We start from the raw sequence: 23,938 nt of genomic DNA, 5'->3' as shown, positions 1-23,938 counted from the left end.
AGTGTTTTATTTTGTGGAACGTACTAATTCAACAGAGAACTTGGCGGTACAGCCATCAGAAGTGATGGTTCTTGTTCCTTTGATCTTGTTGTCCGAAATATCATTAAGAAGAACGTTCATTTCTACATTCTTTTTGGCTGTAGAATCTGTTTTGAAAGACAATCTGATTTCATTATTCTCAAATTTACCCGTATACAGCCTTACCAGATTATTGTTATTGATAATTTTGGTGACAGGCTGGGTAGGATCATTATCAAATTCCCAGATATCGGTACGCTGGTCACCCACAGCATATTCACTGCAGTTGGATTCTGTACAGATCACTTTTCCGTTCCATGGGCCGGAGATCTCAGCTGGCCATGCAGCAATTACCACAGAATCTTTTTTAGCAAAAATACTGTCTCTCATTTTCAGGAGCGACTGGTATTCGGATTCTTTCTTGGCAAAGAGCTTTTCTTTCTCTAATAATTGTTTTTCCCTGTCTGTCAGGTTCTTTTCCTTCTCTTTGTAATCACAGCTTACCAATAGAAGAGAAGCTGCCAGAAATAAAAAAAATGTGTTTTTCAGCATATTGTATCGGTTGGAGTATACAATATAGGAAAAATGAAGGAAATATGAAACCTATCCCACGAAGCTCTGATTTTAAATGTATTTAATAAACTCAAAAACAGAAGAATAGAAAGCCTGATATGCCTGAGTTTATTTTTTCTTACGACTCGATTCTTTGTTTTTTAAACATAGCCGGATTGTAATTAATAACAAAAACCCCCACAATGATCAGTATTGCTGCAATGATGAATTTGGCAGAAATTTTTTCATCAAGAATCAGCCAGCTTAGAAAAATAGAGATGACTGTATTGATATAAGCCAGTATGGATACCTGAACGGGAGAAACTTTGGTAAGTGCATAGTGAAAGGCAAAAAACGCTGCTACAGAACCGAGACAGGATAAATACAGCATGGCAGAAATGCTTTTCAGGCTCCAGTTTCCGAAATTATAATTTTCTGTAAAAAGAAATGCAAAAATGATTTGTATAATGCCTGCAAATGCAAACTGGTAAAAAAGGTTCAGAGAAATATTTCCGCTTTGAATATTAAGCTTTTTCGTGAAAATTGTTCCTGAAGCCCACCCGGCAATGGCAATAAATAAAAACAGAATACCAAGGGCATAATCCGGATTCTTAAGATCATTGATGCCGTCCCAGAATATGAACAGGATTCCGCTAAAGCATAAAACAACTCCTGCAAAAGCCCGCCAGCTGAATTTCTGAAGTCCTAAAGCCATGCTACCGAAAAATACCAGAATAGGAGAGCATGCACTTATCAGCGAGGTCAGGCTGCTTGTCACTTCTTCTTCAGCAACGGTTGTCATTCCGTTGGCTACCACAAGCATTAAAGTTGAAAAGATAAGCTGATATTTCAGGTTGTTCCATCCAATCCATTTAAACTCTTTTTTATAGGTGAGAATAAGAAACATGATCACAGCGGCGAGAGACTGACGTATTCCTGCTACAAACCATGCGGGAATAGTTTCTACCGCAACCCTTATCGATAAAAACGTAGTACCCCAGACAATAGCAACGGTACATACAGCCAGTGTAAGTTTATAATCTTTCAATTTAATGTGGTGTTACAGCAAATATATCCATTTTCAAAGGGATCGTAATGGATACAGATGCTGTTATTTATAGGAGTACAGATGAAAAATTTACGCCAAAAAGATCATTATTAATTATTTAAATAGTAAAAATGCACATCTATTGAAAAAATAAATTGTTTAGGAAAATTGTTGCCTTTCACCTTTACATTTTAATTTTTTATCTTTGGACATCTAATAAAATTGAAGATGGTAGGAATTATTATGGGCAGTCAGAGTGATCTGCCGATCATGGAACAGGCTGCAAATTTTCTTAAAAGCCTTGATATCCCTTATGAATTAACTGTAGTTTCAGCACACAGAACACCGGAAAGAATGTTCGATTATGCAAAAACAGCCCAGGAGAGAGGTTTGAAAGTAATCGTAGCGGGAGCAGGAGGCGCAGCTCATCTTCCGGGAATGGTAGCCAGCTGCACTACACTTCCGGTAATCGGGGTTCCGATCCTTTCCAGTAATTCTATAGACGGTTGGGATTCTGTTTTATCTATCCTTCAGATGCCCGGCGGAATACCGGTTGCTACCGTAGCTCTGAACGGCGCTTTGAATGCAGGGATTCTAGCCGCAAAAATTCTGGGAAGCGGTAATGAAGAAGTGGCAGCCAAACTTCAGAAATATCAGGATTCTTTAAAAGATAAAGTATTGGGAACAGTAGATGATATCAAAGCTCAGCATCCCAATCATTTTGATAAATAGTTTATTTTAAACTTAAGATAGAAGCCTCACTTTACAGCGAGGCTTTTGTTTTACTTTTTAATGAATTTCAGATTTCGGATATCTTGTTTTGAAGAAAGCTGTAAAATATAACTTCCGGGAGTTAAAGACCGGATATTAATCTGTTCATTTACCAGATTTCCGCCTGCAATAATTCTCCCGCTCAAATCAATAATTTTGAAATCTTTTGCATCGGAATTTTTTACATAAATAATATCTGTGGCAGGATTCGGATAAATATTGATTTCCCCTTTTATCTTTACATCAGAAGTTCCAAGAAATGAGTGGCATTCCCCATTGTATGCATCTCCGCTGATTGTCCAGCCTTTACTGTTGATCAAATAATTTCTGGCGGTTACCGCTGCATTGTGAGAATAAGTAAGCGGGGAAACCGAAGAAAGGTTGATGTTATCAGCGGTTAATGGATTCAGGCTCCAGCCATAAAGAGTGCTGTCATAGTTCTGGCAGCTTAATGCTGAATTTTTAAACATATTGGAAGCATTTTGCAGTGAACTGAGATTCCAGCTTCCCAGATTTTGATTAAAAACAATTGCATTGCTGAATATGTTATTCATATTTTTTACGGAACTTACATCCCATTTACCGATATCCTGGTTGAATTTTTTAGCCCCATTAAACATATCCGCCATCCATTCTACTTTTTTGGTATCCCAATTGGAAATATCGCGGTTAAAGTTCTCTGCAGCCTGAAACATATTATGCATAAATTTTACGTTATGGGTATCCCAGCCGCCGATGTTCTGGTCAAATGCTTTTGCGTTAAAAAACATACCATTCATTTCTATAACATTTGAGGTATTCCAGTTTCCTATAGGCTGATTGAATTTCAATGCACCCGCAAACATAAGCTCAGTCTCAAAATTACTTGACATATCCCAATTGCCGATAGGCTGATTAAATTCGGCAGCCCCATTAAACATGGCAGTAGTATAAGTTACTTTAGAAGTATCCCAATTTGCGAGAGGCTGATTAAAAAGTTTGGCCACATTGAAGGTAATGGCCATCATGGTAACATTGGAAGTGTTCCAGTTACCAACCGGCTGATTGAACACAAAGCATCCTGCAAAAGTTCCCAACAGAGTAGTTACTTTAGATGTATTCCAGTCGTTGATAGTAGGATTTCCTATTAAACCATAGCATCCAAAAAACATATAGGACATATCGGTTACCAGCTTCAAGTCAGGAATGTCTGTTGCAGTAAAGTCTAAAATTTTACAAGCCTGAAATGCCTGCTCCATAGAGGACCATTGAATGTTTCCCCACTGTTCAATCAATTGTATCTTATGAACATCTCCTACAATTCCGTTATCATCAAAAATGTCCCAGTCGGCAAACCTTATCTGATGAAAGTTTCCATTTCCGTTACTTACTTTTACACGGTAAGTAGCATCAGATGGATTTGGATTGAGCGGGGTTCCGAAATCTATCAGGATCTGATAGGCAGAAGTTACATTTTCTAGAGTAGCGCTGTGAGACGGATATCCTATTTCTTCCCAATATATCTTGTAATTGGTTCCTCTTCCGGGAAACCAGATCTGATTATTATTTGAGTTAACAGGAATTCCTATATAAGGATAGGATGGCGGAGGAAGGCTGGGCTTCCATACGGTAATAAATTCATTTTGTGCCTTTGCCATGAATATCAGCAAAAGAAAAATGAGTGTAGGAATTTTTTTTGGAATCATGTTTATTATTTTATGGTATTAGTTTATGGTTATTGGATGAATGGATTTTATTCTTGTTTAAAACCTGCAGGTAGCATGGATAAAGCGATAAGAGCGTCCATCATTTTCCAATCCGGCTTTGAGTTTTTGTAAGATGAAATAATAAGATGATATGCTGAGTGAAAAGTAAAAGTTTTGTACATGTCATTAGTTTGTGAAATAAGCAAAGCTAAAATACGAAAAAATCAATATATTTTTAATTTAAATGTAAATTTTATAGAATTTTGTATTATTTAGTAAAGTGGTATAATGAAAAAAACTCCCCGGATTGGAGAGTTTGTTTTATTCCTGAATCATATTGTCCCGGGTGTTTTTCTGAACGGCTATGGCTCCGAAAAGAGCGAGCAAAAAGGCAAAGGCATAAAAACCTTTTTCACTTGGAAGGATGGTGGCATTCCAAAGCCCTATGGCCAGTAAGACAATAGATGATAATGTGGCAAACCAGCAGATTCCATAATAAATATCCGTAACCTGAATGTTTTCTAATCTGTCCCTTACGGCTTTCTGCAAAGAAACAACAGCAAATAGACCATAAAGCAGGATGGTGAAATAATATCCTTTCTCATTCAGCTGCATTTCAGCTCTTGCAAGACCGACAATGAAACCGATCATTCCTGCTCCCAATGCTACCCACGACGCAGCAATAAATGCATTCGACACTCTTTGTTTTTTCATAGTTTAATGTTTTATTTTTTATTTTAAGAGGGCTAAGATATTCATTTTTTATAAATAGAACCTTTAGAAAAAGGAAATATGGGTAGTACGGTGCCATTTGCTTATTATAATAAGTTTCGGCTGAAGCCAATGGATTTTATTCATAGTAAACGGGCTAAAGCCCGTTCCTATTGAGTGGATATTATGATGAATCGAATTTCGTAATTCAAATTTTCCTGCTTCAGTAGCAATGTTCATCTCCCAACGTCTGATAGAATAGGGGAGCTGGATATGGAAAGTCTAAAGTGAGGAGTATGAATAAGTAACGTGTCAGCTTATCAAAAACGCTCCAGAATTGGAGAGCTTACTGTTATTGGGTGATGTATTCGTAATTGTACTGAACGGAAAGACTTCCGTCAGCTTCTTTTCCAACAACCTGAACCGGTAATCCGGAGCTGTTGTATTGTATGGTATAAGTTACAGTCTGGCTTTGCTGCCATACTCCGTTATTTTTAAAGCTTATTTTTTCTACGAGATAATTATTCTTGCTTAAAGTATAAGCCCTTCCCATCATAATTTTAATATATTTATTGATATTGGTGTAAGGATTGAGTTTGTCATCATAAGAAAAATCACTTTTGTTGCTGTAAGTTATAGTTCCTCCCCATGTTGACGTTTCAGATGAAATATTATTTCCATTATACACATACGTATCAGTTCCAGGGTTGGAACATTCAGGATTCTGACAGAGTGTGGAAGAGATCACCTGCCCGTTAGTGTTATAATTATAGGTGACTGTTCTGTTATAATTAGAGTTTGTGTAAATCGCTTTTACATTTGTCAGCTGATCACCATTGTAAGTATAGACTGAATAATAATCTATCGTACCATCAGGCTTATAATAGATTGTTTTTGAAGGTTTTCCGGCATTATCATATTCAAAGGTGGAGGTTCTTCCTTCTGAAATTGTTTTGATTAATTGTCTCTGACTGTTATAACTCAAAGTTGAAACAGTTGTTTCAGGATCGGAAGGATTATCGTAATAAACGGTGGTTACCTTACTCAGTAATAGCTGAGGCTGTTCGGAAGGTGTATGAGCTTCCTCATTATCATCATTACTGCTGCAGCTGTTAAAGGATACGGCAGCACCTATCATTCCCAGAAATAATAATTTTCTCATGGTATTTTTTTTGTGGGCAAAAATAAGGAATACTGTATAATGTTTTATAAAAAAAATCCCACTATCTTAAAAATAGCGGGATCATATCATGTTTAGATTCTCTTAGTATCTGTAATACTCAGGTTTGAATGGCCCTTGTACTTCTACTCCAATGTACGCAGCCTGCTCAGGAGAAAGAGTTTCAAGCTCTACGCTTAATTTCTTAAGGTGTAAAGCAGCTACTTTTTCATCTAAATGCTTAGGAAGTGTATATACTTCGTTTTTATAAGCAGCAGAATTATTCCATAGCTCGATCTGAGCCAAAGTCTGGTTAGAGAAAGAATTAGACATTACAAAACTTGGGTGGCCTGTAGCACAACCTAAGTTTACCAATCTGCCTTCTGCAAGAATGATCACTTCTTTGCCTTCAACAGTATAGATGTCAACCTGAGGTTTCACTTCAGATTTGGTATGACCATAGTTTTTGTTTAACCATGCCATATCGATTTCATTATCGAAGTGACCGATGTTACAAACGATCGCTTTATCTTTCATTTTAAGGAAATGCTCTCCTCTTACGATATTGAAGTTACCTGTTGTAGTAATGATGATATCAGCATTGTCTACCACAGTGTCTAATCTTTTTACTTCATAACCGTCCATAGCAGCCTGAAGTGCACAGATCGGATCAATTTCCGTAACGGTAACGATAGAACCTGCCCCTCTGAACGAAGCTGCAGTACCTTTACCTACGTCTCCGTATCCGCAAACTACCACTCTTTTTCCGGCTAGCATTACGTCTGTAGCTCTTCTTACTGCATCTACAGCAGATTCCTTACATCCGTATTTGTTGTCGAATTTAGATTTAGTTACAGAATCATTTACGTTAATGGCTGGCATTACTAAAGTTCCGTTCTTCATTCTTTCATATAGTCTGTGTACTCCTGTAGTGGTTTCTTCAGAAAGCCCTTTGATATCTTTTGTTAATTCAGGATATTTATCAAAAACCATGTTTGTTAAATCTCCACCATCATCCAGAATCATGTTTAATGGCTTTCTGTCTTCCCCAAAGAATAAAGTCTGCTCAATACACCAGTCAAATTCCTCCTCATTTAATCCTTTCCACGCATACACCGGAATTCCTGCAGCAGCAATTGCAGCAGCAGCGTGATCCTGTGTAGAGAAAATATTACAAGATGACCAGGTAACTTCAGCTCCTAAGGCTACCAGAGTCTCGATAAGCACAGCCGTCTGGATCGTCATGTGAAGACATCCTGCGATTCTTGCTCCTTTCAGTGGCTGAGATGGCCCGTATTCTTCACGGATAGCCATCAGACCCGGCATTTCTGCTTCTGCAAGGGTAATTTCTTTTCTACCCCATTCTGCAAGGGAGATATCCTTAACTTTATAAGGAAGGTATTGTGTTGTAGTACTCATATGTAATGAATAGTTTTTAAATTCAATTGATAACGAAAGGCAAAATTACGATTTATAATTAAGATATAAAAACGGTAGACTAAGTTCACTCTAATGATGAGATATAGTATGAATAGTTATTGTTTTTTTTGAAATAAATAACAATAAAATGGTAATTTTGAGTATATATAATGCTGTATAATAGGAATATAGGATTTAATTTATGAAATTAATTTATATTCTATGTGTTTTTTTTAACTATATACTTTGTTATACTATGTATTTTGTTTATGTTTGCCATATGAATAAGGATTTTATTGATAAGTGGCAATCACAGGTAAAAAAGGGAACTTTATCATTTGTTGTTCTCCTTGTGCTGAAAGAAAATGAACTTTATGGGTACGAACTCATTGAAAAAATAAAGACTTTAACGAATATTGAAATTGCGGAAGGAACACTTTATCCACTCATGAACAGATTAAAAACTGATCACCTTTTAGAATCGAAATGGGTTGAGCAGGAAACCGGAATTCCCAGAAAGTATTATTACCTGTCTGAAACCGGAAATAAAACCCTTGAAGAAATGAAAAATCAATGGAGCGATTTACAAAATGTACTGAATAAATTAATATAAAATGAAATTCGAAAAAATACAATTCAAAAATGCTGATGCTCAAGACATCTATGAGAACTATTTAAAGCAAATACAATCAGCGACAAAGAAACTTAGCCGCGAAGATCATACGGATATCCTGATGGAGTTTAATAGCCATATTTATGAAAGTATGTCTAAAAAGAGTGATGAAAGCAATGAATTAAAAAAACTCATTGATACACTTGACGAGATTGGTATTCCAGGTGAAATTTTGAAACCGTTAATTGCAGATAAAAAACTGATTCAGGCCACGAAAACCTTCAATCCTGTTCACATTTTTCAGGCATTGATTTTAAATTTTTCACATGGAATAATCTATTTTATATTTTTCATTCTGTATTTATTTCTTTTTTCATTTGTGGTTCTGATCTTTGGAAAGCTCTTCTTTCCTGACAATGTTGGTTTTTATTATAAAAAAGGCGAAATCTTTCAATATGGAGGATTTATGGAAAATGAGAAATTGCAGAACTTTGAAATACTTGGAAATGGGTTTATTCCAGTTACAATATTGATGGGAGTCCTGTTTTATTTTTTGATAACACTTTTATTGAAATTAAAAAGGTCATTGAGAACAAAAAATACTGTTGAAAACTTTAGATTTGCCTAAAATAAAAAGAATGATACTTCCTGAAAGGGTGTATCATTCTTCAGAAAAGTTATGTACTGATAAAAGCAAAATGCCTGGTTATAGCCATTGAAAATTTATCCGGGCTTCCCATCTTTTTCCAAATCGTTTCTTTTCACTATTTTTGTCCAATAATAAAAGAATGCCCCTCTACAGAGATTTTTCAGATGATAATGCCACGATTCTGGTTTGGAAATATGATGAAAGTGAAGAACTTGACATCAATGAACTTCTGGAACCTGAAAATGCGGAAAAGGTAAAAGATTATCATCCTAAAAAATTACTGGAAGTTCTGATGGTGCGGAAGCTCCTGAAAGGCCTGAAGCCCGGTTCCAAGATTTTATATAAAGAAAGAGAGCCTTTTCTTTCTCCTTACGATGCGGAAATTTCCATTACCCATTCTTTCCCGTTTGCTGCAATAGCGGTTTCTAAAAATAAAATAGGAATTGATATTGAAAAGTTTAATCCCAAGATTTTAAGGGTAATTGACAAATTCACGTATGAAAATGAACGGGGGTTCATTCCTGAAGACAAAGCGGATACTTTTTATACAATCATATGGAGCGTGAAGGAAAGCATGTACAAAATCCATCACTCAAAATACTGGTCTTTAAAGAAAAACTATGAAGTGAAACCCTTCGGGCTGAAGCATCTTCACAAAATAAGCTGCCGTGTTTATGACGATCAGTTTTCAGATGAGTTCAAGGCCAGGGTAGAGTTTTTTGACGATTACTGCTTTACGATTGTGGAGGAGTAGGAGTAGGATCTGTTTCGTTTCTGTATTTTTCGATTACTTTTCTCTGTTCTTTCGCCACATCATAGATCAGCTCCAGAATATCCTGGATGTTTTTAAGCTCGGTCAGATGGGAAACCTTGTCGGTATCTCTTCTGTCCACGATGTCATTTTCTTCTATCTCTGTTTTTCTTTTCAGCAACATGTCTTCAATGGAAGAATCTTCCGGCTCCAGGCGGCTTTCCATTTTTAATGTTTCATTGATGTCATTTCCGTTGAGAAGGGTAGAGGTCTGCCGCATTTCTGCTTCAATTTTTCTGCTCCAGCTTTCGGCATCTATTTCCGGATACTGCTCATTACTTTTTGCATATTGGGACAGAGAAGCTGTGTAGGCTGTAATCAGATGGGAGGTAGCCACAAACTGATGGACAACTTCCAGTTTTTTCTGTTGATTTTTAGGGTCAGAAATCATTCTCTGGAAATTATCAGAAAGGTTAGCCAAAGAGATAATTGCATTTTTTCGTTTTACTTTATAATCTTCAAGGTCAAAATTTCCCTGTAAAAATTTGGAAATTACACTCTGGAAATAGATAAGGTTGTCTGCTGCAGACTTTTTCATCAGATCCAGATTCTGGGTATGTTCCCAAACGGGCAACACAATATAGGATACTGCAAAAGCAATAATTCCGGCAATGGCTGTATCTACGATTCTGTCTTTAAAAATGATATTGACTTTCCCCGGATTTAAAAAATTAAAACTGAGGAAAACGTAGATTGTCATAAATAATACCGCCCAGAAATACCTTCCTTTCAGAAAACTGAAACACATGATCATACTGATAAGCAGAATGGCAAATAAAATCCCGTTAATATGAATGAAATACAAAATAGCATAAGCAATAGTTGCCCCTGCAATAGTTCCGTATAAACGAAGGAGATTTCTTTGTTTAGTAATAGAATAGGCTGGTTTTAAAATGGCTGTAATCGTAATTAATATCCAGTAAGTATGTCCCAGTCCCAGAAAATCAAACATAGAGAAAAGATATCCTAACAGCAATGCAGTCGTAATTCTGATCGCATGGCGGAAATGGGAGGACGATAGGGAAATATTATTTCTTAATACCTTAGCATTAAGCTTCGGCTCATTAGGCATAAATTTCCTTAAGTCTAATCCTGTAGATAAACTTTTTGCCAGCTTTATATCCTGTGAAAATACCTTATAGATCTCGTTGATTTCTTTAGTGATCTCATAAATACGCATCAGGATCTGGCGCAGGATCATGAAATTTTCGAGATTGTCAGGAGAAAGCTGTTTGTTTCTGAGTTCGAAATAATTATAATTTAAATTCTTTAATTCCAGTTCCAGATTGAACATCGCTTTGGCTCTTGTGCCGCTTTGAAGGGCAATTCCGATATTGGTGATCTCTTCCGCCAAAAGATTAAGGTAATCATGAATATTCACCAGAATCATGCTGTCTTCAAAACTCTGCTGCAGCTTTTGATAATCACTTTCAGAGGTCATCAGCTTTTCATGGAGGTCCATGGAGTTCAGGAACATCAGCATCAATAAACGGCTGGTAGTCGTAGATTCATTGACAATTGTTCTTGTTTTAAACACTGTTTCCCTGGTATCTTCCTGCAGATTTTTTATTTCAATCTGCTTGGCGATAACCTGAGTAGTCAGTTTATTAAAGTCCGGATTCTTCTGATAATAATTGGCTTTAATCTTTAAAAATTCGGCCAGCTGAAGATAATTTTCCCCAATCATCTGACTTGCCAGCTTATAGGGACGGATTGTAGTTACGATAAGGAAGATGAGTAAAAACCATGTACATCCTGAAGCAAATATCAGCAGGCTTTTGAAGATATTACTTCCTGTAAGATGTCCGTCAATAAAGATCGCAAGCACCACAAGAGATAATGAACCTACTGCAGCCAGCCTCTGGCCATAAACCCCGATCAGGGAGAAAAACATCCCGAAAACAATGACTTCCAGGAGGACCAGTATTTTGATATTCATTACAAGACTTGCAATGAGTGCAACAAACACAAAACAGCAGATCGCAAAAGTAAGGGCATTTCTTCTCCGGATAAAAGGTCCGGGCTGATCCGTGAGCGCTACAAAGCTGGTTCCCAGGGGGAAAAGGAAATATTCTTTTAAGATTCCGAAGTGGGCGAGGACTAGACAGGGCAGAACAGTAGCTAATGTAATTCTGATTGCAGAATATACATACTGACTGGTTACGAATTTTTTGAGTTCCGCCGAATAGTTCATACTACAAAAATAGCTATTGAATTTAAGAAAATCGCCATAAAAAAGAGACTTTTCTCAACTTAAATATTATATTTTTTTAAAGTGCTGTCTTGTTATTTAAAATAAACCGGTAAATGAAGCAGATTGATAATTCATAGATCAATGCTGGTCATTTTTAACACAACAGCTAACAAATCTTGTTCCATGAATTCTTACCTTAGCTTATCTCAACTCTTACATAATGGTTTCATGAAAAATACGTTTAAAACTATTCTCATCATATTCTTTTCTTTTTTCCTTCTGAGTTGTGGTTCACAGAACAGAGAAAGTTTCAAAGCAAAGGAAGTTTATAAATCCAAAACGCTGATTATTACCCAGGTTTCAGAAAATTCTTTTATCCATATTTCTTTTAAACAGACCAATGACTTTGGGAATGTACCCTGTAATGGATTGATTGTGAAAGATCATCACGAAGCTGTTGTTTTTGATACTCCTACTAATGATAAAAGTTCAGAAGAGCTGATACAATGGATTAATGAAAAATTAGGTGCAAAAATTAAAGCCGTTATTCCTACTCATTTTCATGATGATAGTTTAGGAGGGCTGATGGCGTTTCATAAAAAGAATATTCCGTCTTATTCATATATTAAAACGATAGAATTAGCCAAAGAAAATAATTTTGTTATTCCTGAAAACAGTTTTGATGATGCTGTTGTTTTGAAGGTAGGAGATAAAGATGTGATTGCAAAATTTTTTGGAGAGGGGCATACAAAGGATAATGTTATAGGATATTTTCCGAGTGAAAATATTTTGTTTGGAGGCTGTTTACTGAAAGAGCTGGAAGCAAGTAAAGGATATTTGGGAGATGCCAATGTTTCAGCATGGTCAGATACCGTTGAAAAAGTCAAAAAAGAATATCCGGATGTCAAAATTGTAGTTCCCGGTCATGGCGATTATGGAGATGGAAAACTTCTTGATTATACGGTTACATTATTTAAAGGTCAAAAGTGAATTTTTACAGAGTAAAAAGTAAATTGACAAGCGAAGAGGATTGACGATTCACCATTGCCTATAAAAAAGCCTCATAACTAATATAGTATGAGGCTTTTTTATATAGCTGTTGCTTTTTTAACGGTCTACGTTGGATGTTTCGTCTCCGATGTTCCAGGTAAGCCCGAAACGAAGCGTGTTATCCAATGCACTGTTGATTTTGGACATATTGATCAGGTAAGAAAGGTCAAGTCCGAAAGAACGGTATTTTAACCCGACACCTGCTGTTGCAAACTGTCTTGCCCCCTGCTCTTCGCTTTCATGGAAGTAACCTCCTCTTACAGAAAATGCATTGTCATAAGAATATTCTAAAGCACCACTGTACATGATACTGTTTTTATTTTTGAAAGATTTTCCGATACCGGCCATTGGTCCTACGTTCGGGATCTGATAAATAGGCTGTCTGGTATTCGGGTCTATTCCGGCATATTCAGATCCGGGAACCAAAAGTTTTGAACCTTCCACAGAAATTCCAATTCTGTTCATATCATCCAGATACATGTCATATCCAACCCCTAATCTTGCCATGGTAGGAAGATAAGATCTTGATTCTTCATTTCCTGTATAATCCAGTTTAGGACCTAAGTTCTGAACAGCTAAACCTGCATTTATTTTACCATCATAGCCGCCAATACTGGAGAATCTTGGAGAGTTATAGTATGCTGAAACGTCTACTGCGAAACTGTTAGCCGCTTTAAGGGTCGTATCTGTGTTGAATCCTCCGGCTAAGTCTGAACGGATGAATCTACCGGTAACAGCTCCTGAGAATGAATCAGAAAGTTTCAAAGCGTAGGCAACGTCAATTGAGAATTCATTTGGTTTTGATGTACCCATTGATGCGATTTCTGTACCTACCAGCTGAGTCAGGTCTACCTGTCCCATATTGAAATAATAGATACTCGCGGAAATTGTAGATCTTTCTTCCTGCCCAAGAAACTTATGGAACGAAGCATATAATAAGAATACATCATTGGTAAGTTTTCCCATATAAGGCGTATAGTTAAGACCTACGGAAGAACTTGACCTGCTGAAAGGGTATTTAGCCGCATTCCAGAATTGTGAAAATGCATCCGGAGAGGTTACCACCCCTTGATCTCCCATACCTCCTGATCTTGCATCAGGTGCGATTCTTAGGAAAGGAGCTCCGGTAAGAACTGGGTTTACTTTACCTAAATCTTGCGAATAGCCTAAAAAACCAGCACTCAAACCAAATCCTAAAAGCAGTTTAGTAGTTAAATTCATATGTTGTCTTTTATATATTATCAGTTTTTTATTAATATTATTGTCTATGTTTTATTTTATTATTTCAAAAGTACCATTTTTTCTACAGCTGTAGCACTTCCTTTGCATTTTTCTTGATTTTGACTTTTTGCAAATATCTTAAAAATATACGTACCTTTTGCTACTGTAGAACCAAAATCATCTCTTCCATCCCATTCTATTGCCTGACGAGGGGTTCTAAAGCCCTGCAGGAACGGTTCTGCAACCACCGGCTGTGATAAAGTTCTTACCAGTCTTCCGGTTATTGTATAAATCTGTACGTTCACATCCAGAATGTCATCACAATTGTGCTCAAACTGAATATAGGTTTTGTTTGTAAATGGATTTGGCCAGTTCAGCGGACGGTTGATCGTCAGGTGCTGGTCAGATTCATCTTTAACTTCAAAATTTAACGTAGCAGTTGTGGAATTATTGTTTATATCCCAAACTTTAAATGTTAATTGATGTTGTCCGACTGCCAGATTTCTGAAAGGGTAGGTTACATTTCCTTTCTGGTACTCGGCAAGACTTGGATTTAAACAGCCGTTTCCTTCTCCCGGAGCATAAAAATCATTCAACACAACCGTATTGATAATCTGCCCGTCAAGATATACTGTAATATCGTGTCCTACTCCGGATCCTGTTGAGTTAATCCCCGTGTCATCGGTAAGACAGGCAAGAAGCATAGGATTCTGGTTGGTAATTCCTCCGTCTGCAAAGTTGGTGTTGTTCATATACAGCTTTACTTTCGGAGGTTGGTTGTCATTGATTCCGTTTGGATTGATATCACCCACCTGTACTGCCTGGTTGTTGAAAACATCCGTTGACTTGTTATCTGCATAGGCTAATATTCTTCCCTGACCTACAGCATAGTTGATGTCTTTAGGTACATAGAACTCAGCAGTAAATACACCATTTACAGCAGTTCCGGCAGACTTTACAATCGCACTTCCTTCTTCGGTATACTCTAAAACCGGGGATAAAACGCCACTGTTATTTAAGGTCTTTTTGTTTAACCTTTTGTCAAAAATATTGATGCTTACCTTTCCGTTAAAAGTATTATTCAATGTTCCGTTTGGATTATTGACGTGTCCTTTTATTTTTACGAAATCCAGACCTCTGATGAGTCCGGGAACCGGAGTTTCAATATTGTCAATCACCAGAAGTCTTTGCGGTCTGCTTAATTTCATAGCAGGATCCCCCAGGAAGTTTACTTTTAAATGGTTACTGTTGGGCCCCTTTTGCTTTTTAGCAAGTAAGTGGGCATTTCCCAACGAATTAAAATCGTCATTGGTCAGTTTAAAAATATTCTGGGTAAACGTATTGGTAAAATCACGTCCGTAATCTACTCCGATAGCACGGCTGGAAGTAATCATTGTAGAGGCTCCTCCCTGCTTCATTTTAATAAACTGTTCTCCCACAGAGTTGGTGGCAGGCTCATCCCATAATGTAAATTCACAGGTGATGGTAGAAACAAACGGAAATCTGCTGTATACATTAGAGAAATTATTGGCATTCTGAACCTCAGAACTTGTAAGGACTCTTTCCTGTGCCCATCCGTTGATTCCTCCATGCCCGAAATAGAACAGATACAGACTGTTTCCGATAGCATTGGAGATCGCCTGATTGACCTGTGGATATCTTCGCCCGCCGGAAGTACTCTGAGCGGTAAAAGCATCCATATATAATTTTTTTACATTATATTCTTTAAGTTCCGACTGACCCGGCTGTTCAAATATACTGGATAATGAGCTGTCCATAACATTGTGGAAAGGGCTTCCACCTTCATTGTTGTCATCCACTACAAAATCAAGCCGCATACGCCAGTCCCCGAAAGGAGTTGACTGTCCCTGAAGGGAATTGTAATAAGCCAGTGTTTTATTCATCATATCTCCGGCTTCACTTGCATTGGCTGCCGGAATTCTGCCAACCGGAAGATCCGGCAGGTTGTTTTCAATTAATAATGTATTTTGTGGCTTGGTCATTACGATATAATCATCCGTCACAAATGATGATACATAATCTGAAGACTGTTCACTCTGGTAGCTGGCAACAACATTTGTATTGTTTGGAACTCTGTTTTTATAATCGTATGAAGCATCCCCGAGAATGAATACATACTGAAGTCTGCCCAGAGGAGTGTTAAGTTTGGTAACGAAATCTCTTATTGCAGTAAGATCTCTGCTTCCGCTGCCATATTCCTCATAGATCTTGTTGATGTCAACAATTTCTACCTTATAGTTATGATTGGTCTGATGGTAGCTGGCAAGTCTTTGTGCCTGGCCCATCATTTCCGGAACGGTAAGGATAAGATAATCTACGTTTTGTATAGCAGAAAGATTCTGGTTGGAAATTCTTCCTACGAACTGCGGACTGAAAGCCGCATCAGCACGGAAAGCCACAAATTCATTATTGAAATTCTGATCAGAAGCAGTATAGGCAAAGTTGAAAGAACCTGCTCCGGCCTTATTCACCCTTCTGTTGGCATTGGTAATATCCGTTACATCCCACACCTGCTCTATAGCAGCCGCATTGCTGATGCTGAAACCATAGTTAGTATTACTTCCGCTTACAATGGAATAATCTCTGAAGTTCATCTGTGAACCATTGAAAGCAAGGTTTTCTTTATACTGAACTTCTACATAATCAAAATAAAAGGTTCCGTTGGGATTCTTGGAAATATCAGGGTTATACACCAATGTAAACTGGTTTCCGGTAAGATTCGTTAATGTTCCGGAGTAGGTGACAGGGTAGAAGGTATACTGGTAACTCGAAGTATCCGAAGGAATCGTCTGTATCGGCTGGGGATTTAAATTGTTGATCTTAAAATCAATGGTATTCTGCTGGGAATTATATGCCACTACCTGAGTTCTGTATCGTATCACATCATTAGCCTGTATTGGTGAATTGGTAGTAAGCGTTACTGTTTTTTCATTGGTGAAAGGAGTATCTTCCACCCAGGTTCTTCCTACCTTTAACAGATTTTTCTGATCTTTGTTGATCACCTGGTAACTGTCATACCTTGTGATCAGCTGGGCAGGGAGATTTCCGTCAACAGTCGGAACTCTCTTTCCCGCACCTTTGTCAAAGTTAATATAGTAATACGAGAAATCCTCATATATATTTTTAACGTTGTTGCTTGGATTGATACGGGTTTCGTGTCTTTTAAAACCGTTTCCGTTGGAAGTGTCATAAAGATTATATCCGTCCGGGCCCTGCGCATAGAAAAGAGCATAATCATTGTCATTCCATACACCGTCATCTTCACCTACCACCTGAATGGCATTTTCCTGTAATGCCCCGTATCTAGGATCCTGGTTGTACTCAGGAAGCATTACGCCGCCGTTTCCGTAAATTCTGAAATTCTTTGGGTTTACAGAAGCAGGATTAATTCCGTTGTCTTTCAAAAACTGTGATGTGATTTTGAATATCCCGGACTTGTCTACTTTTATTTTATAAAAATTGCCGCTGGATAGCGGATTGGCTGTAGTCCCTATTTTATTAACGGTGCCCGTGGTATTAACAAATGCAGAAGCTTCTGAAACATTGAACGAAGATAATCTCTGAACACGGCCTTTTACATTTTTAAATAAAGCAATGCTGATACTGGCATAGCTGTCTCCATCTAATGAATAGTAAGAAACGTCTGCCACATCGTGATCAGGAAGCCTGCCTTTATCCAGCTCAAATAAATCCTGGTTAGAAACGTTCTCCCAGACAAGGTCTGAGATTTTTAACTGCTTTTCTCCGATTTTTTGCTTGGTTACTATAAAAACATTATTTTGGCTGAAAGAAAAACCTTCATTTTTAAAATTAGGAAGAATTAATTTTGTGTCACCAAAATCCTGGATTTTAGAGCCATTCCATTCAATGGTATTTCTTTGGGCGTAAAGTGTTGATGCAAAAGCGATTAAAGATAAAAGCGTAATTTTTCGTTTCATGTTTACTATTGAAATTGCTAAATTACAAAATAAATGAAAATTTTAGAATTAAATTGTGATACAATAAAATTAATTTGTTAACGTTTTTCAAAAAAATCAAATGTTTACTTGATTTATTGAATAATTTATTTTTTCTTTGTACTTTGAAAATATTTATATCGACTATGAAAAAACTAAAGTTGTTTTCATTAATAGCATTAAGTTCTACACTTGCATTAACCAGCTGTGGCGGATCAGGAACCAGCAAAGGTGGCGGTACCAAAAAATTTGTCAGCAAAACAGGTTGGAAACCAAACGAAAAACAGGGTTGGTTTTTTGCAGGAAAGCAACAGAAGCAGAAGGGTTGGCCTGGGATGGTATATGTAGAAGGTGGAACTTTTACAATGGGATTAGTGAAAGATGATGTTATGCACGATTGGAATAACACACCTCGCAGAATGCAGGTAAGTTCATTCTTCATCGGAGAAACAGAAATTACTAACTACGAATACCGCGAATACCTTACATGGTTGAAGTATGTATTCCCACCAAGTGACCCGAGTTTTAAGGAGATCTATAACGGTGCTTTGCCGGATACCTTATTATGGGACAACAAATTAGCTAGAAACGATTATAATGAAACGTATCTGCGTTCTCCGGAATTCGATTACTACCCGGTAGTAGGAGTTTCCTGGACTCAGGCAAACAGATACTGTGAATGGCTGTCAGACAGAGCGAACGAAAAAGCTTTGATGCAGGCTGGTATTATTGCTAAAGATTTATATATCAACGAATCTAACAACCAGGGTGGAACCGCATTCAATATGGATAAATTCAAATCGAATGATCCTGAAATGCAGGGGTACATCAATGAGAAAAGAATGCAGCAGAAAACCGGTATGAAAACCACAAACCAAAGGTTGCTTGCTGCTAACAGAGCTCCTAATGCTGCAATGGTACAGAAGTTCAGACTTCCTACCGAAGTAGAATGGGAATATGCTGCCCTTGGTATGGCTAAAAACAGAGAATATAACCAATACCTTGGTAAAAAGCCTGAAATCGAAAGATTAAGAGGTACTAAAGGAAGAGACAGAGGAATGTTCCTTGAAAACTTCAAAATGGGTAAAGGTGACTATTCCGGTATCGCAGGATGGAAAAACGACGGATCAGCTCAGACTTCTGACGTAAGACAATACCCATCTAACGACTTAGGAATTTACGGGATGTACGGTAACGTGTCTGAATGGACAGCTGACGTTTACAGACCTATCATTGACGAAGATTATAACGACTTCAATTACTACAGAGGAAACATGCCTCAGGCCATCGTAAGAAACGGAGACGGAACTTATAAAATGATCGACGAAGGTAGTATCAAATATGATACATTAGCTGACGGAAGATTAGTTTACAGAGGACTTCCGGGACAATTCGAAAGACAAACTATCGCTGACTACAGAAACTACAGAGATGGGGACAGACAATCTTCTTTAGAATATTACAGAGCATCTGATTCTACTGATTCATATGACATGTACAACTCTCCTAAGAAAAGCTTCGTTGTAGATGCAAACGGTAGAGTGAAGCTGCAGAAGGACACTAAAGAAAGAACTTCAGGTATTTCTAACGATGTTAGAGTAGTAAAAGGAGGTTCCTGGCAGGACACAGCTTACTGGCTGGATCCGGGACAAAGAAGATATAAAAATCAAAACAAGGCTTATGGTTGGATAGGTTTCCGTGTTGCACAGGATGCCAGAACTAACGATAAGAGTAGAACTAGAAGATAATATTTATCAAAAAAATACTTTAAAAAAACCTTCCGGATTTCCGGAAGGTTTTTTTATTTTTGAATCATGAAATCGCTTTGGCTAAAAAGTCTGAAACACTTGTATAGATTTGCGATTCTATCTGACTTCAAAAAATATATATATATTTCCACATGAATATAGAACAGTTTTATCCTTTATTTCTGCAGGCAGCAAAAGTAACCATTGACAGCAGAAAAATAGCAGAGAATGATATTTTCTTTGCCTTTTCCGGTGAGAATTTCAATGCAGCGACCCTGGCGGAAAAAGCCATCGATGACGGAGCTTTGGCCGTAATTGTTGAACTTCCGGAATTTGAAAACAGAGATAAAAATATTTTCTATGTTCCATCAACGCTTGAGTTTTTACAGCAGCTGGCAATTTATCACAGAAGAAAGCTTTCCATTCCTTTTATTGGTCTTACGGGAAGCAATGGAAAGACGACCACAAAAGAGCTGATTCATGCTGTTCTTTCAGAAAAACTTAATGTGCAGTATACATCAGGAAATCTGAATAACCATATCGGAGTTCCGCTCACCATTCTTTCTGTAAAGCCTGAGCATGAGATAGCTGTAATTGAAATGGGAGCCAACCACCAGAAAGAAATTGAATTTCTGTGTACCATCTCACAACCTGATTTCGGATACATTACTAATTTTGGAAAAGCGCATCTGGAGGGATTCGGGGGCTTTGAAGGGGTGATAAAAGGTAAGTCTGAACTGTATGATTATCTTAAAAATAACAACAGAACGATTGTTGTGAATGAAAACGATCCAATCCAGCTGGAGAAAACTGAAAATTATCCTTCTAAAATTACTTTTGGAAAAGAAACTTCCAATTACAATTTTGAATCATTCTCAGAGGAACATTTTGTAGGATTGACTTATCAGGGAGTAAAAGCCGTTTCAAAACTGACAGGAGAATATAATTTTACCAATCTTTGTGCAGCGGCAAGCTTAGGGCTTCATTTTGGAATTGGTTTTGAAAAAATAAAACATGCGCTGGAGCTTTATACACCTACCAATATGAGATCTCAGGTTGTGAAAAAAGAGGGGAGAACTCTGGTTCTGGATACATATAATGCCAATCCGAGTTCTATGACCGCCTCTTTAAATAACTTTATCAGTTTTGAAGGCAGTAAAACCATTATTATCGGAGATATGCTGGAATTGGGTGATGAGAGCGAGAAAGAACATCAGAATATCTTAAAACTGGCTCAGGATCTTCATTTCGATGAGATTATTACTGTCGGAAAACATTTCAAGGCTGTCAATTCTTCAGATCTTGCTTTTGAAAACACAACGGAACTAATAGAATATTTGAAACCGAATAAAATTCAAACTGAAAATATACTGTTGAAAGGTTCCAGAGGAATTGCACTGGAGAAGCTGATCGACTTTATTTAGAGTAAAGAAGCTGGAAGCTGGAAGAGGGAAGTTCCTGAAGACAATCGGAGAGTGTTCTCTTTTATTATTCAACTTTATAAATTTCATTGTTCAATAAATATCATCCAGAAAAGTAAGTGGCCGGATCATAACTTTCAGCCTCCTTCTTCCAGCTTCTGGCTTTTAAGATTTCTTCAAGTCCCAGAATTCTTTTACAATCAGTTTAATATTTTTAAAAGTACTTGGAAAAACTTCATTCTCAATTTCTGATGTCGTTTTCCAGGCTACTTCAGTAATACCTTCTTCTATCTGTGGTTTGGAAGTATCTTCTCCGTCGAAGTTCATTTCAAACCAGTGGGTACATTTCAGGATTTTTTCACCGTTTCTTTCCACATAAATGTGATAAGTCGTATTGATGAATTTTACAAGCTCTACATCACTCAGACCTGTTTCTTCTTCTATTTCCCGAACGGCGGATTCTTCCCTGGATTCACCCTTTTCCATCTTCCCTTTGGGAAGATCCCATTTTCCCAGTCTTCTGATGAAAAGAATTTTACCCTCAGGATTATTAACAAGACCTCCTGCAGCCTCTATAATTCTGAAAAGCTTCTGGAATTCCAGCCAGATTTCGTCCAAATTCTCCCCATACACATTCAGTTCCTGCGCAGAAGTATTCTCCAGAAGATCCAATGCGATCTCTAAAGTTGTATAATTTTCATACCTAAGTTTTTTTTCAAGTTCTTCAGGATGCTTAGATATCAATAATTTTTTTTCGTTGACAAAAACTTTATACATTTGTAATAGTTAAGAATTTAATACAAAAATAAAAAATGAATTTAGAAGGACGAAAGATTATTGTCAATAAATCATCTAAAGAACTTACCGAGTTGCTGAAATCTCCTGAAAATTATAAAGATTTTATGCCGGATGGTCTTCAGAAATTTGAAACAAGAGATAACGGATTTAAATTCGGATTACAGGGAATGCCGGAGATTGCGTTAAAAATTGACGAAGTGGATGACCATAAAGCTGTTTTAAGATCCGCAAGCTCCAGCCTTGATTTCTCATTAACAGCAACATTGAACCCGATCAGCGATAACCAGACAGAGGTTCAGATGTTATTCGAAGGGAAATTTAATCCATTCATCAAAATGATGGTAGAAAAGCCGTTACAAAACTTTATCAATACACTTACTGATAAAATCGAAGCTTATAAATAATAAAAAACCTCCAACGTTGGAGGTTTTTTGTTTTATGTATTTCTATGCTATAACTCCTGAACAATGGTCAGCACTGCTTCCCGTTGCGGAAGACAAAACGTTGATTTCATTATTCATTTTTAAAACTCCCATCAAGGCAAATATCAGAGCTTCCTTATAGTCGATAATCTCTTTTTCAGGGATGATTACTTCGGCTTTTGTTTTGGCTCTTATTTTTTCAATCAGAAACGTGTTGTATGCTCCTCCTCCTGTGATCAGAATATCTTTTATATTGTTTGCATTGATGACGTTAGAGATCTGCTGAGCAGTGTGTTCTGTAAAAGTAGCCAGCGCATCTGTGATTTCAATATGTTCAAGAGCCGGAAATATATGCTGCCTGCACCATTCAACTCCTAATGATTTCGGGTGAGAATGCTGGTAGAAATCTAATGCGTTAAGCTGAATAAGCAGATCTTCATTTATTGTGCCTTTTTCCGCCAATGTTCCGTTTTCATCAAAACTCTTATGGAGCTTCTGAGCCAAATGATTTAAAACAATATTCACCGGAGCGATATCAAAAGCAATTCTCCTTCCTTCTGACCGCAGGGAAATATTGGAAAATCCGCCAAGATTCAGACAGGCGCTGTATCCTGAGAAAAGTAATTCATCACCTATAGGAACCAGAGGTGCTCCGTTTCCTTTCATCAGGACATCCTGACTTCTGAAATCATAGATAACGGGTAATCCGGTTTGCAGTTTTATAGCTCTGCCGTCGCCAATCTGAAGGGTAAATCTTTTCTGTGGCTGATGAAAAACAGTGTGCCCATGAGATGCGATAAGATCGATATTTTCAAGCTGATGCTGATGGATAAATTCTTTAACCTTTTGTCCAAGGTAAAAGCCATATGCTGAATGCAGTTCCAGAAGGTCTTCAGCAGCAAGATGAATTGAATTTCTAAGTTTGTTCTCCCAATCTTCAGAATAAGGGAATGTTTCGGCTTTCAGGATTTGAAAGGTCCATTGGTCTTTTTTTTCAAATTCAGCAAGACAGATATCCAAACCGTCCAGACTTGTCCCGGACATCAGCCCAATAGCCAGCGCTTTCATTATTTTCAGGTTTATTTTTTACTTTCAGAAATTCTTTTCGAACTGAAATCTCCTGAATTGTTATAGAACGTGTACTCGGAAAAATCATCTTTGGCAGTCATTCCATTGGCTCCTACCAATGTAGAGCCGTCCTCCATGGTAACATATACTGTGTCTCTGGTATAAATTCTGTTTTTTTTCTGATCCCAGTAAATACTCTGCATGGCAAATCTCTGTCCTTCGTTGGTTCTTATTCTTACATCGCCTTTGGCTTCATAGAATTTTTTGTATTCAAAAATACGGGCGTACTTCGCTGTAATTCTTCCCGGAACTTTAGGTTTCTTTTTATCGAAAAACTCAATATCAATTCCTTTTCTGGCTACTACATACGGGCTGTCGATCAGCTCATACTTTTCAATAATGGGTGCTTTGGCTTTTAAAGTAACAAAACCGGAGTCGCGCTGTATAATATTGGCATTATTGATAATTTGTGAAGGGAAATTCTTGCTTTGGCTGCCATTAGCTTTGGTAAGGTCCTCTTCACAGGATGTCAGTATAAAAAATATAGCACAACTAAAAAGGCATGCTATATTTTTATATGATATTTTTTCTGAAAAATTCATT

20 protein-coding genes are annotated in these 23,938 nt (G+C 37.3%); 8 read left to right on the top strand and 12 right to left on the bottom strand.

Annotated features, from left to right (window positions below; translation table 11 throughout):
- Nucleotides 1-6: 6 nt before the first annotated feature.
- A complete protein-coding gene (locus ACR1PO_RS04500; protein WP_433985990.1) occupies nt 7-570 on the bottom strand; it encodes a hypothetical protein in 564 nt (187 codons plus the stop codon).
- Between the two features lie 139 nt (nt 571-709).
- Complete coding sequence (locus ACR1PO_RS04495) at nt 710-1,618, bottom strand: DMT family transporter (protein ID WP_332387935.1); 909 nt, start codon at nt 1,616-1,618, stop codon at nt 710-712.
- A 228-nt stretch (nt 1,619-1,846) separates the two neighbouring features.
- Here ACR1PO_RS04495 and purE point away from each other — a divergent pair, with 228 nt between their 5' ends.
- The gene (gene purE / locus ACR1PO_RS04490; protein WP_034699885.1) at nt 1,847-2,350 is read left to right on the top strand and encodes a 5-(carboxyamino)imidazole ribonucleotide mutase; all 504 of its coding nucleotides are present in this window, start codon (nt 1,847-1,849) and stop codon (nt 2,348-2,350) included.
- Between the two features lie 50 nt (nt 2,351-2,400).
- Here purE and ACR1PO_RS04485 read toward each other — a convergent pair whose 3' ends face one another.
- The 4 genes from ACR1PO_RS04485 to ahcY all read right to left on the bottom strand — a co-directional run bounded on the left by ACR1PO_RS04485 (nt 2,401) and on the right by ahcY (nt 7,363).
- The gene (locus tag ACR1PO_RS04485) at nt 2,401-4,074 is read right to left on the bottom strand and encodes a BspA family leucine-rich repeat surface protein (RefSeq protein WP_433985989.1); all 1,674 of its coding nucleotides are present in this window, start codon (nt 4,072-4,074) and stop codon (nt 2,401-2,403) included.
- Between the two features lie 321 nt (nt 4,075-4,395).
- Nucleotides 4,396-4,788 (bottom strand): inner membrane protein YiaA, encoded by a 393-nt coding sequence (gene yiaA / locus ACR1PO_RS04480; protein WP_332387932.1) that lies wholly within the window; start codon nt 4,786-4,788, stop codon nt 4,396-4,398.
- Nucleotides 4,789-5,137: 349 nt separating this feature from the next.
- Nucleotides 5,138-5,947, bottom strand: a complete 810-nt coding sequence (locus ACR1PO_RS04475) for a hypothetical protein (protein ID WP_433985988.1) — start codon at nt 5,945-5,947, stop codon at nt 5,138-5,140.
- A 102-nt stretch (nt 5,948-6,049) separates the two neighbouring features.
- Nucleotides 6,050-7,363, bottom strand: coding sequence for an adenosylhomocysteinase (gene ahcY / locus ACR1PO_RS04470; RefSeq protein ID WP_332387930.1), 1,314 nt, complete (start codon nt 7,361-7,363; stop codon nt 6,050-6,052).
- 280 nt (nt 7,364-7,643) lie between these two features.
- Between ahcY and ACR1PO_RS04465 the strand changes: the two genes are divergently transcribed.
- From ACR1PO_RS04465 to ACR1PO_RS04455, 3 genes are all read left to right on the top strand, one after another.
- Complete coding sequence (locus tag ACR1PO_RS04465) at nt 7,644-7,976, top strand: PadR family transcriptional regulator (protein ID WP_433985987.1); 333 nt, start codon at nt 7,644-7,646, stop codon at nt 7,974-7,976.
- Nucleotides 7,977-8,127: 151 nt separating this feature from the next.
- Nucleotides 8,128-8,604, top strand: a complete 477-nt coding sequence (locus ACR1PO_RS04460; protein WP_433985986.1) for a hypothetical protein — start codon at nt 8,128-8,130, stop codon at nt 8,602-8,604.
- 160 nt (nt 8,605-8,764) lie between these two features.
- A complete protein-coding gene (locus ACR1PO_RS04455) occupies nt 8,765-9,379 on the top strand; it encodes a 4'-phosphopantetheinyl transferase superfamily protein (RefSeq protein ID WP_332387927.1) in 615 nt (204 codons plus the stop codon).
- On the opposite strand, the gene ACR1PO_RS04450 is transcribed toward ACR1PO_RS04455, so the two are convergent.
- A complete protein-coding gene (locus tag ACR1PO_RS04450; RefSeq protein ID WP_433985985.1) occupies nt 9,360-11,630 on the bottom strand; it encodes an FUSC family protein in 2,271 nt (756 codons plus the stop codon). The genes ACR1PO_RS04455 and ACR1PO_RS04450 overlap by 20 nt on opposite strands.
- Nucleotides 11,631-11,858: 228 nt before the next feature.
- Here ACR1PO_RS04450 and blaCHM point away from each other — a divergent pair, with 228 nt between their 5' ends.
- Nucleotides 11,859-12,620: a CHM family subclass B1 metallo-beta-lactamase gene (gene blaCHM, locus ACR1PO_RS04445; RefSeq protein ID WP_433985984.1), complete on the top strand. Its 762-nt coding sequence runs from the start codon at nt 11,859-11,861 to the stop codon at nt 12,618-12,620.
- A 117-nt stretch (nt 12,621-12,737) separates the two neighbouring features.
- On the opposite strand, the gene porV is transcribed toward blaCHM, so the two are convergent.
- Nucleotides 12,738-13,901, bottom strand: coding sequence for a type IX secretion system outer membrane channel protein PorV (gene porV, locus ACR1PO_RS04440; protein WP_002977617.1), 1,164 nt, complete (start codon nt 13,899-13,901; stop codon nt 12,738-12,740).
- Between the two features lie 59 nt (nt 13,902-13,960).
- Complete coding sequence (porU, locus tag ACR1PO_RS04435) at nt 13,961-17,860, bottom strand: type IX secretion system sortase PorU (RefSeq protein WP_433985983.1); 3,900 nt, start codon at nt 17,858-17,860, stop codon at nt 13,961-13,963.
- Nucleotides 17,861-18,024: 164 nt separating this feature from the next.
- On the opposite strand from porU, the gene gldJ reads away from it, so the two are divergent.
- Together gldJ and ACR1PO_RS04425 are read left to right on the top strand one after the other, a co-directional pair.
- Nucleotides 18,025-19,626 carry a gliding motility lipoprotein GldJ gene (gene gldJ / locus ACR1PO_RS04430; RefSeq protein ID WP_332387919.1) on the top strand — a complete coding sequence of 534 codons (1,602 nt, stop codon included), beginning with the start codon at nt 18,025-18,027 and terminating at the stop codon, nt 19,624-19,626.
- Between the two features lie 152 nt (nt 19,627-19,778).
- Entirely contained in the window at nt 19,779-21,050 is a 1,272-nt protein-coding gene (locus tag ACR1PO_RS04425) for a UDP-N-acetylmuramoyl-tripeptide--D-alanyl-D-alanine ligase (protein ID WP_433985982.1), read from the top strand.
- A gap of 162 nt (nt 21,051-21,212) precedes the next feature.
- Here ACR1PO_RS04425 and ACR1PO_RS04420 read toward each other — a convergent pair whose 3' ends face one another.
- Nucleotides 21,213-21,824, bottom strand: a complete 612-nt coding sequence (locus ACR1PO_RS04420; RefSeq protein WP_433985981.1) for an NUDIX hydrolase — start codon at nt 21,822-21,824, stop codon at nt 21,213-21,215.
- Between the two features lie 35 nt (nt 21,825-21,859).
- Between ACR1PO_RS04420 and ACR1PO_RS04415 the strand changes: the two genes are divergently transcribed.
- Complete coding sequence (locus ACR1PO_RS04415) at nt 21,860-22,249, top strand: hypothetical protein (RefSeq protein WP_002977623.1); 390 nt, start codon at nt 21,860-21,862, stop codon at nt 22,247-22,249.
- Between the two features lie 42 nt (nt 22,250-22,291).
- On the opposite strand, the gene ACR1PO_RS04410 is transcribed toward ACR1PO_RS04415, so the two are convergent.
- Together ACR1PO_RS04410 and lptC are read right to left on the bottom strand one after the other, a co-directional pair.
- The gene (locus ACR1PO_RS04410; RefSeq protein WP_433985980.1) at nt 22,292-23,335 is read right to left on the bottom strand and encodes an anhydro-N-acetylmuramic acid kinase; all 1,044 of its coding nucleotides are present in this window, start codon (nt 23,333-23,335) and stop codon (nt 22,292-22,294) included.
- An 11-nt stretch (nt 23,336-23,346) separates the two neighbouring features.
- A complete protein-coding gene (gene lptC / locus ACR1PO_RS04405; RefSeq protein WP_433985979.1) occupies nt 23,347-23,937 on the bottom strand; it encodes an LPS export ABC transporter periplasmic protein LptC in 591 nt (196 codons plus the stop codon).
- Nucleotide 23,938 lies beyond the last annotated feature (1 nt).

It is taken from the genome of Chryseobacterium amylolyticum (assembly GCF_051011775.1).
Classification (GTDB): Bacteria; Bacteroidota; Bacteroidia; order Flavobacteriales; family Weeksellaceae; genus Chryseobacterium.
This window is presented reverse-complemented; position numbering and strand designations above follow the sequence as displayed.

What these genes read in the sequence shown, in the direction of transcription:
- ACR1PO_RS04500 (WP_433985990.1), bottom strand. Translation starts at nt 570, where the DNA reads ATGCTGAAAAACACATTTTTTTTATTTCTGGCAGCTTCTCTTCTATTG.
- purE (WP_034699885.1), top strand. Translation starts at nt 1,847, where the DNA reads ATGGTAGGAATTATTATGGGCAGTCAGAGTGATCTGCCGATCATGGAA.
- ACR1PO_RS04485 (WP_433985989.1), bottom strand. Translation starts at nt 4,074, where the DNA reads ATGATTCCAAAAAAAATTCCTACACTCATTTTTCTTTTGCTGATATTC.
- yiaA (WP_332387932.1), bottom strand. Translation starts at nt 4,788, where the DNA reads ATGAAAAAACAAAGAGTGTCGAATGCATTTATTGCTGCGTCGTGGGTA.
- ACR1PO_RS04475 (WP_433985988.1), bottom strand. Translation starts at nt 5,947, where the DNA reads ATGAGAAAATTATTATTTCTGGGAATGATAGGTGCTGCCGTATCCTTT.
- ahcY (WP_332387930.1), bottom strand. Translation starts at nt 7,363, where the DNA reads ATGAGTACTACAACACAATACCTTCCTTATAAAGTTAAGGATATCTCC.
- ACR1PO_RS04465 (WP_433985987.1), top strand. Translation starts at nt 7,644, where the DNA reads ATGAATAAGGATTTTATTGATAAGTGGCAATCACAGGTAAAAAAGGGA.
- ACR1PO_RS04460 (WP_433985986.1), top strand. Translation starts at nt 8,128, where the DNA reads ATGTCTAAAAAGAGTGATGAAAGCAATGAATTAAAAAAACTCATTGAT.
- ACR1PO_RS04455 (WP_332387927.1), top strand. Translation starts at nt 8,765, where the DNA reads ATGCCCCTCTACAGAGATTTTTCAGATGATAATGCCACGATTCTGGTT.
- ACR1PO_RS04450 (WP_433985985.1), bottom strand. Translation starts at nt 11,630, where the DNA reads ATGAACTATTCGGCGGAACTCAAAAAATTCGTAACCAGTCAGTATGTA.
- blaCHM (WP_433985984.1), top strand. Translation starts at nt 11,859, where the DNA reads ATGAAAAATACGTTTAAAACTATTCTCATCATATTCTTTTCTTTTTTC.
- porV (WP_002977617.1), bottom strand. Translation starts at nt 13,901, where the DNA reads ATGAATTTAACTACTAAACTGCTTTTAGGATTTGGTTTGAGTGCTGGT.
- porU (WP_433985983.1), bottom strand. Translation starts at nt 17,860, where the DNA reads ATGAAACGAAAAATTACGCTTTTATCTTTAATCGCTTTTGCATCAACA.
- gldJ (WP_332387919.1), top strand. Translation starts at nt 18,025, where the DNA reads ATGAAAAAACTAAAGTTGTTTTCATTAATAGCATTAAGTTCTACACTT.
- ACR1PO_RS04425 (WP_433985982.1), top strand. Translation starts at nt 19,779, where the DNA reads ATGAATATAGAACAGTTTTATCCTTTATTTCTGCAGGCAGCAAAAGTA.
- ACR1PO_RS04420 (WP_433985981.1), bottom strand. Translation starts at nt 21,824, where the DNA reads ATGTATAAAGTTTTTGTCAACGAAAAAAAATTATTGATATCTAAGCAT.
- ACR1PO_RS04415 (WP_002977623.1), top strand. Translation starts at nt 21,860, where the DNA reads ATGAATTTAGAAGGACGAAAGATTATTGTCAATAAATCATCTAAAGAA.
- ACR1PO_RS04410 (WP_433985980.1), bottom strand. Translation starts at nt 23,335, where the DNA reads ATGAAAGCGCTGGCTATTGGGCTGATGTCCGGGACAAGTCTGGACGGT.
- lptC (WP_433985979.1), bottom strand. Translation starts at nt 23,937, where the DNA reads ATGAATTTTTCAGAAAAAATATCATATAAAAATATAGCATGCCTTTTT.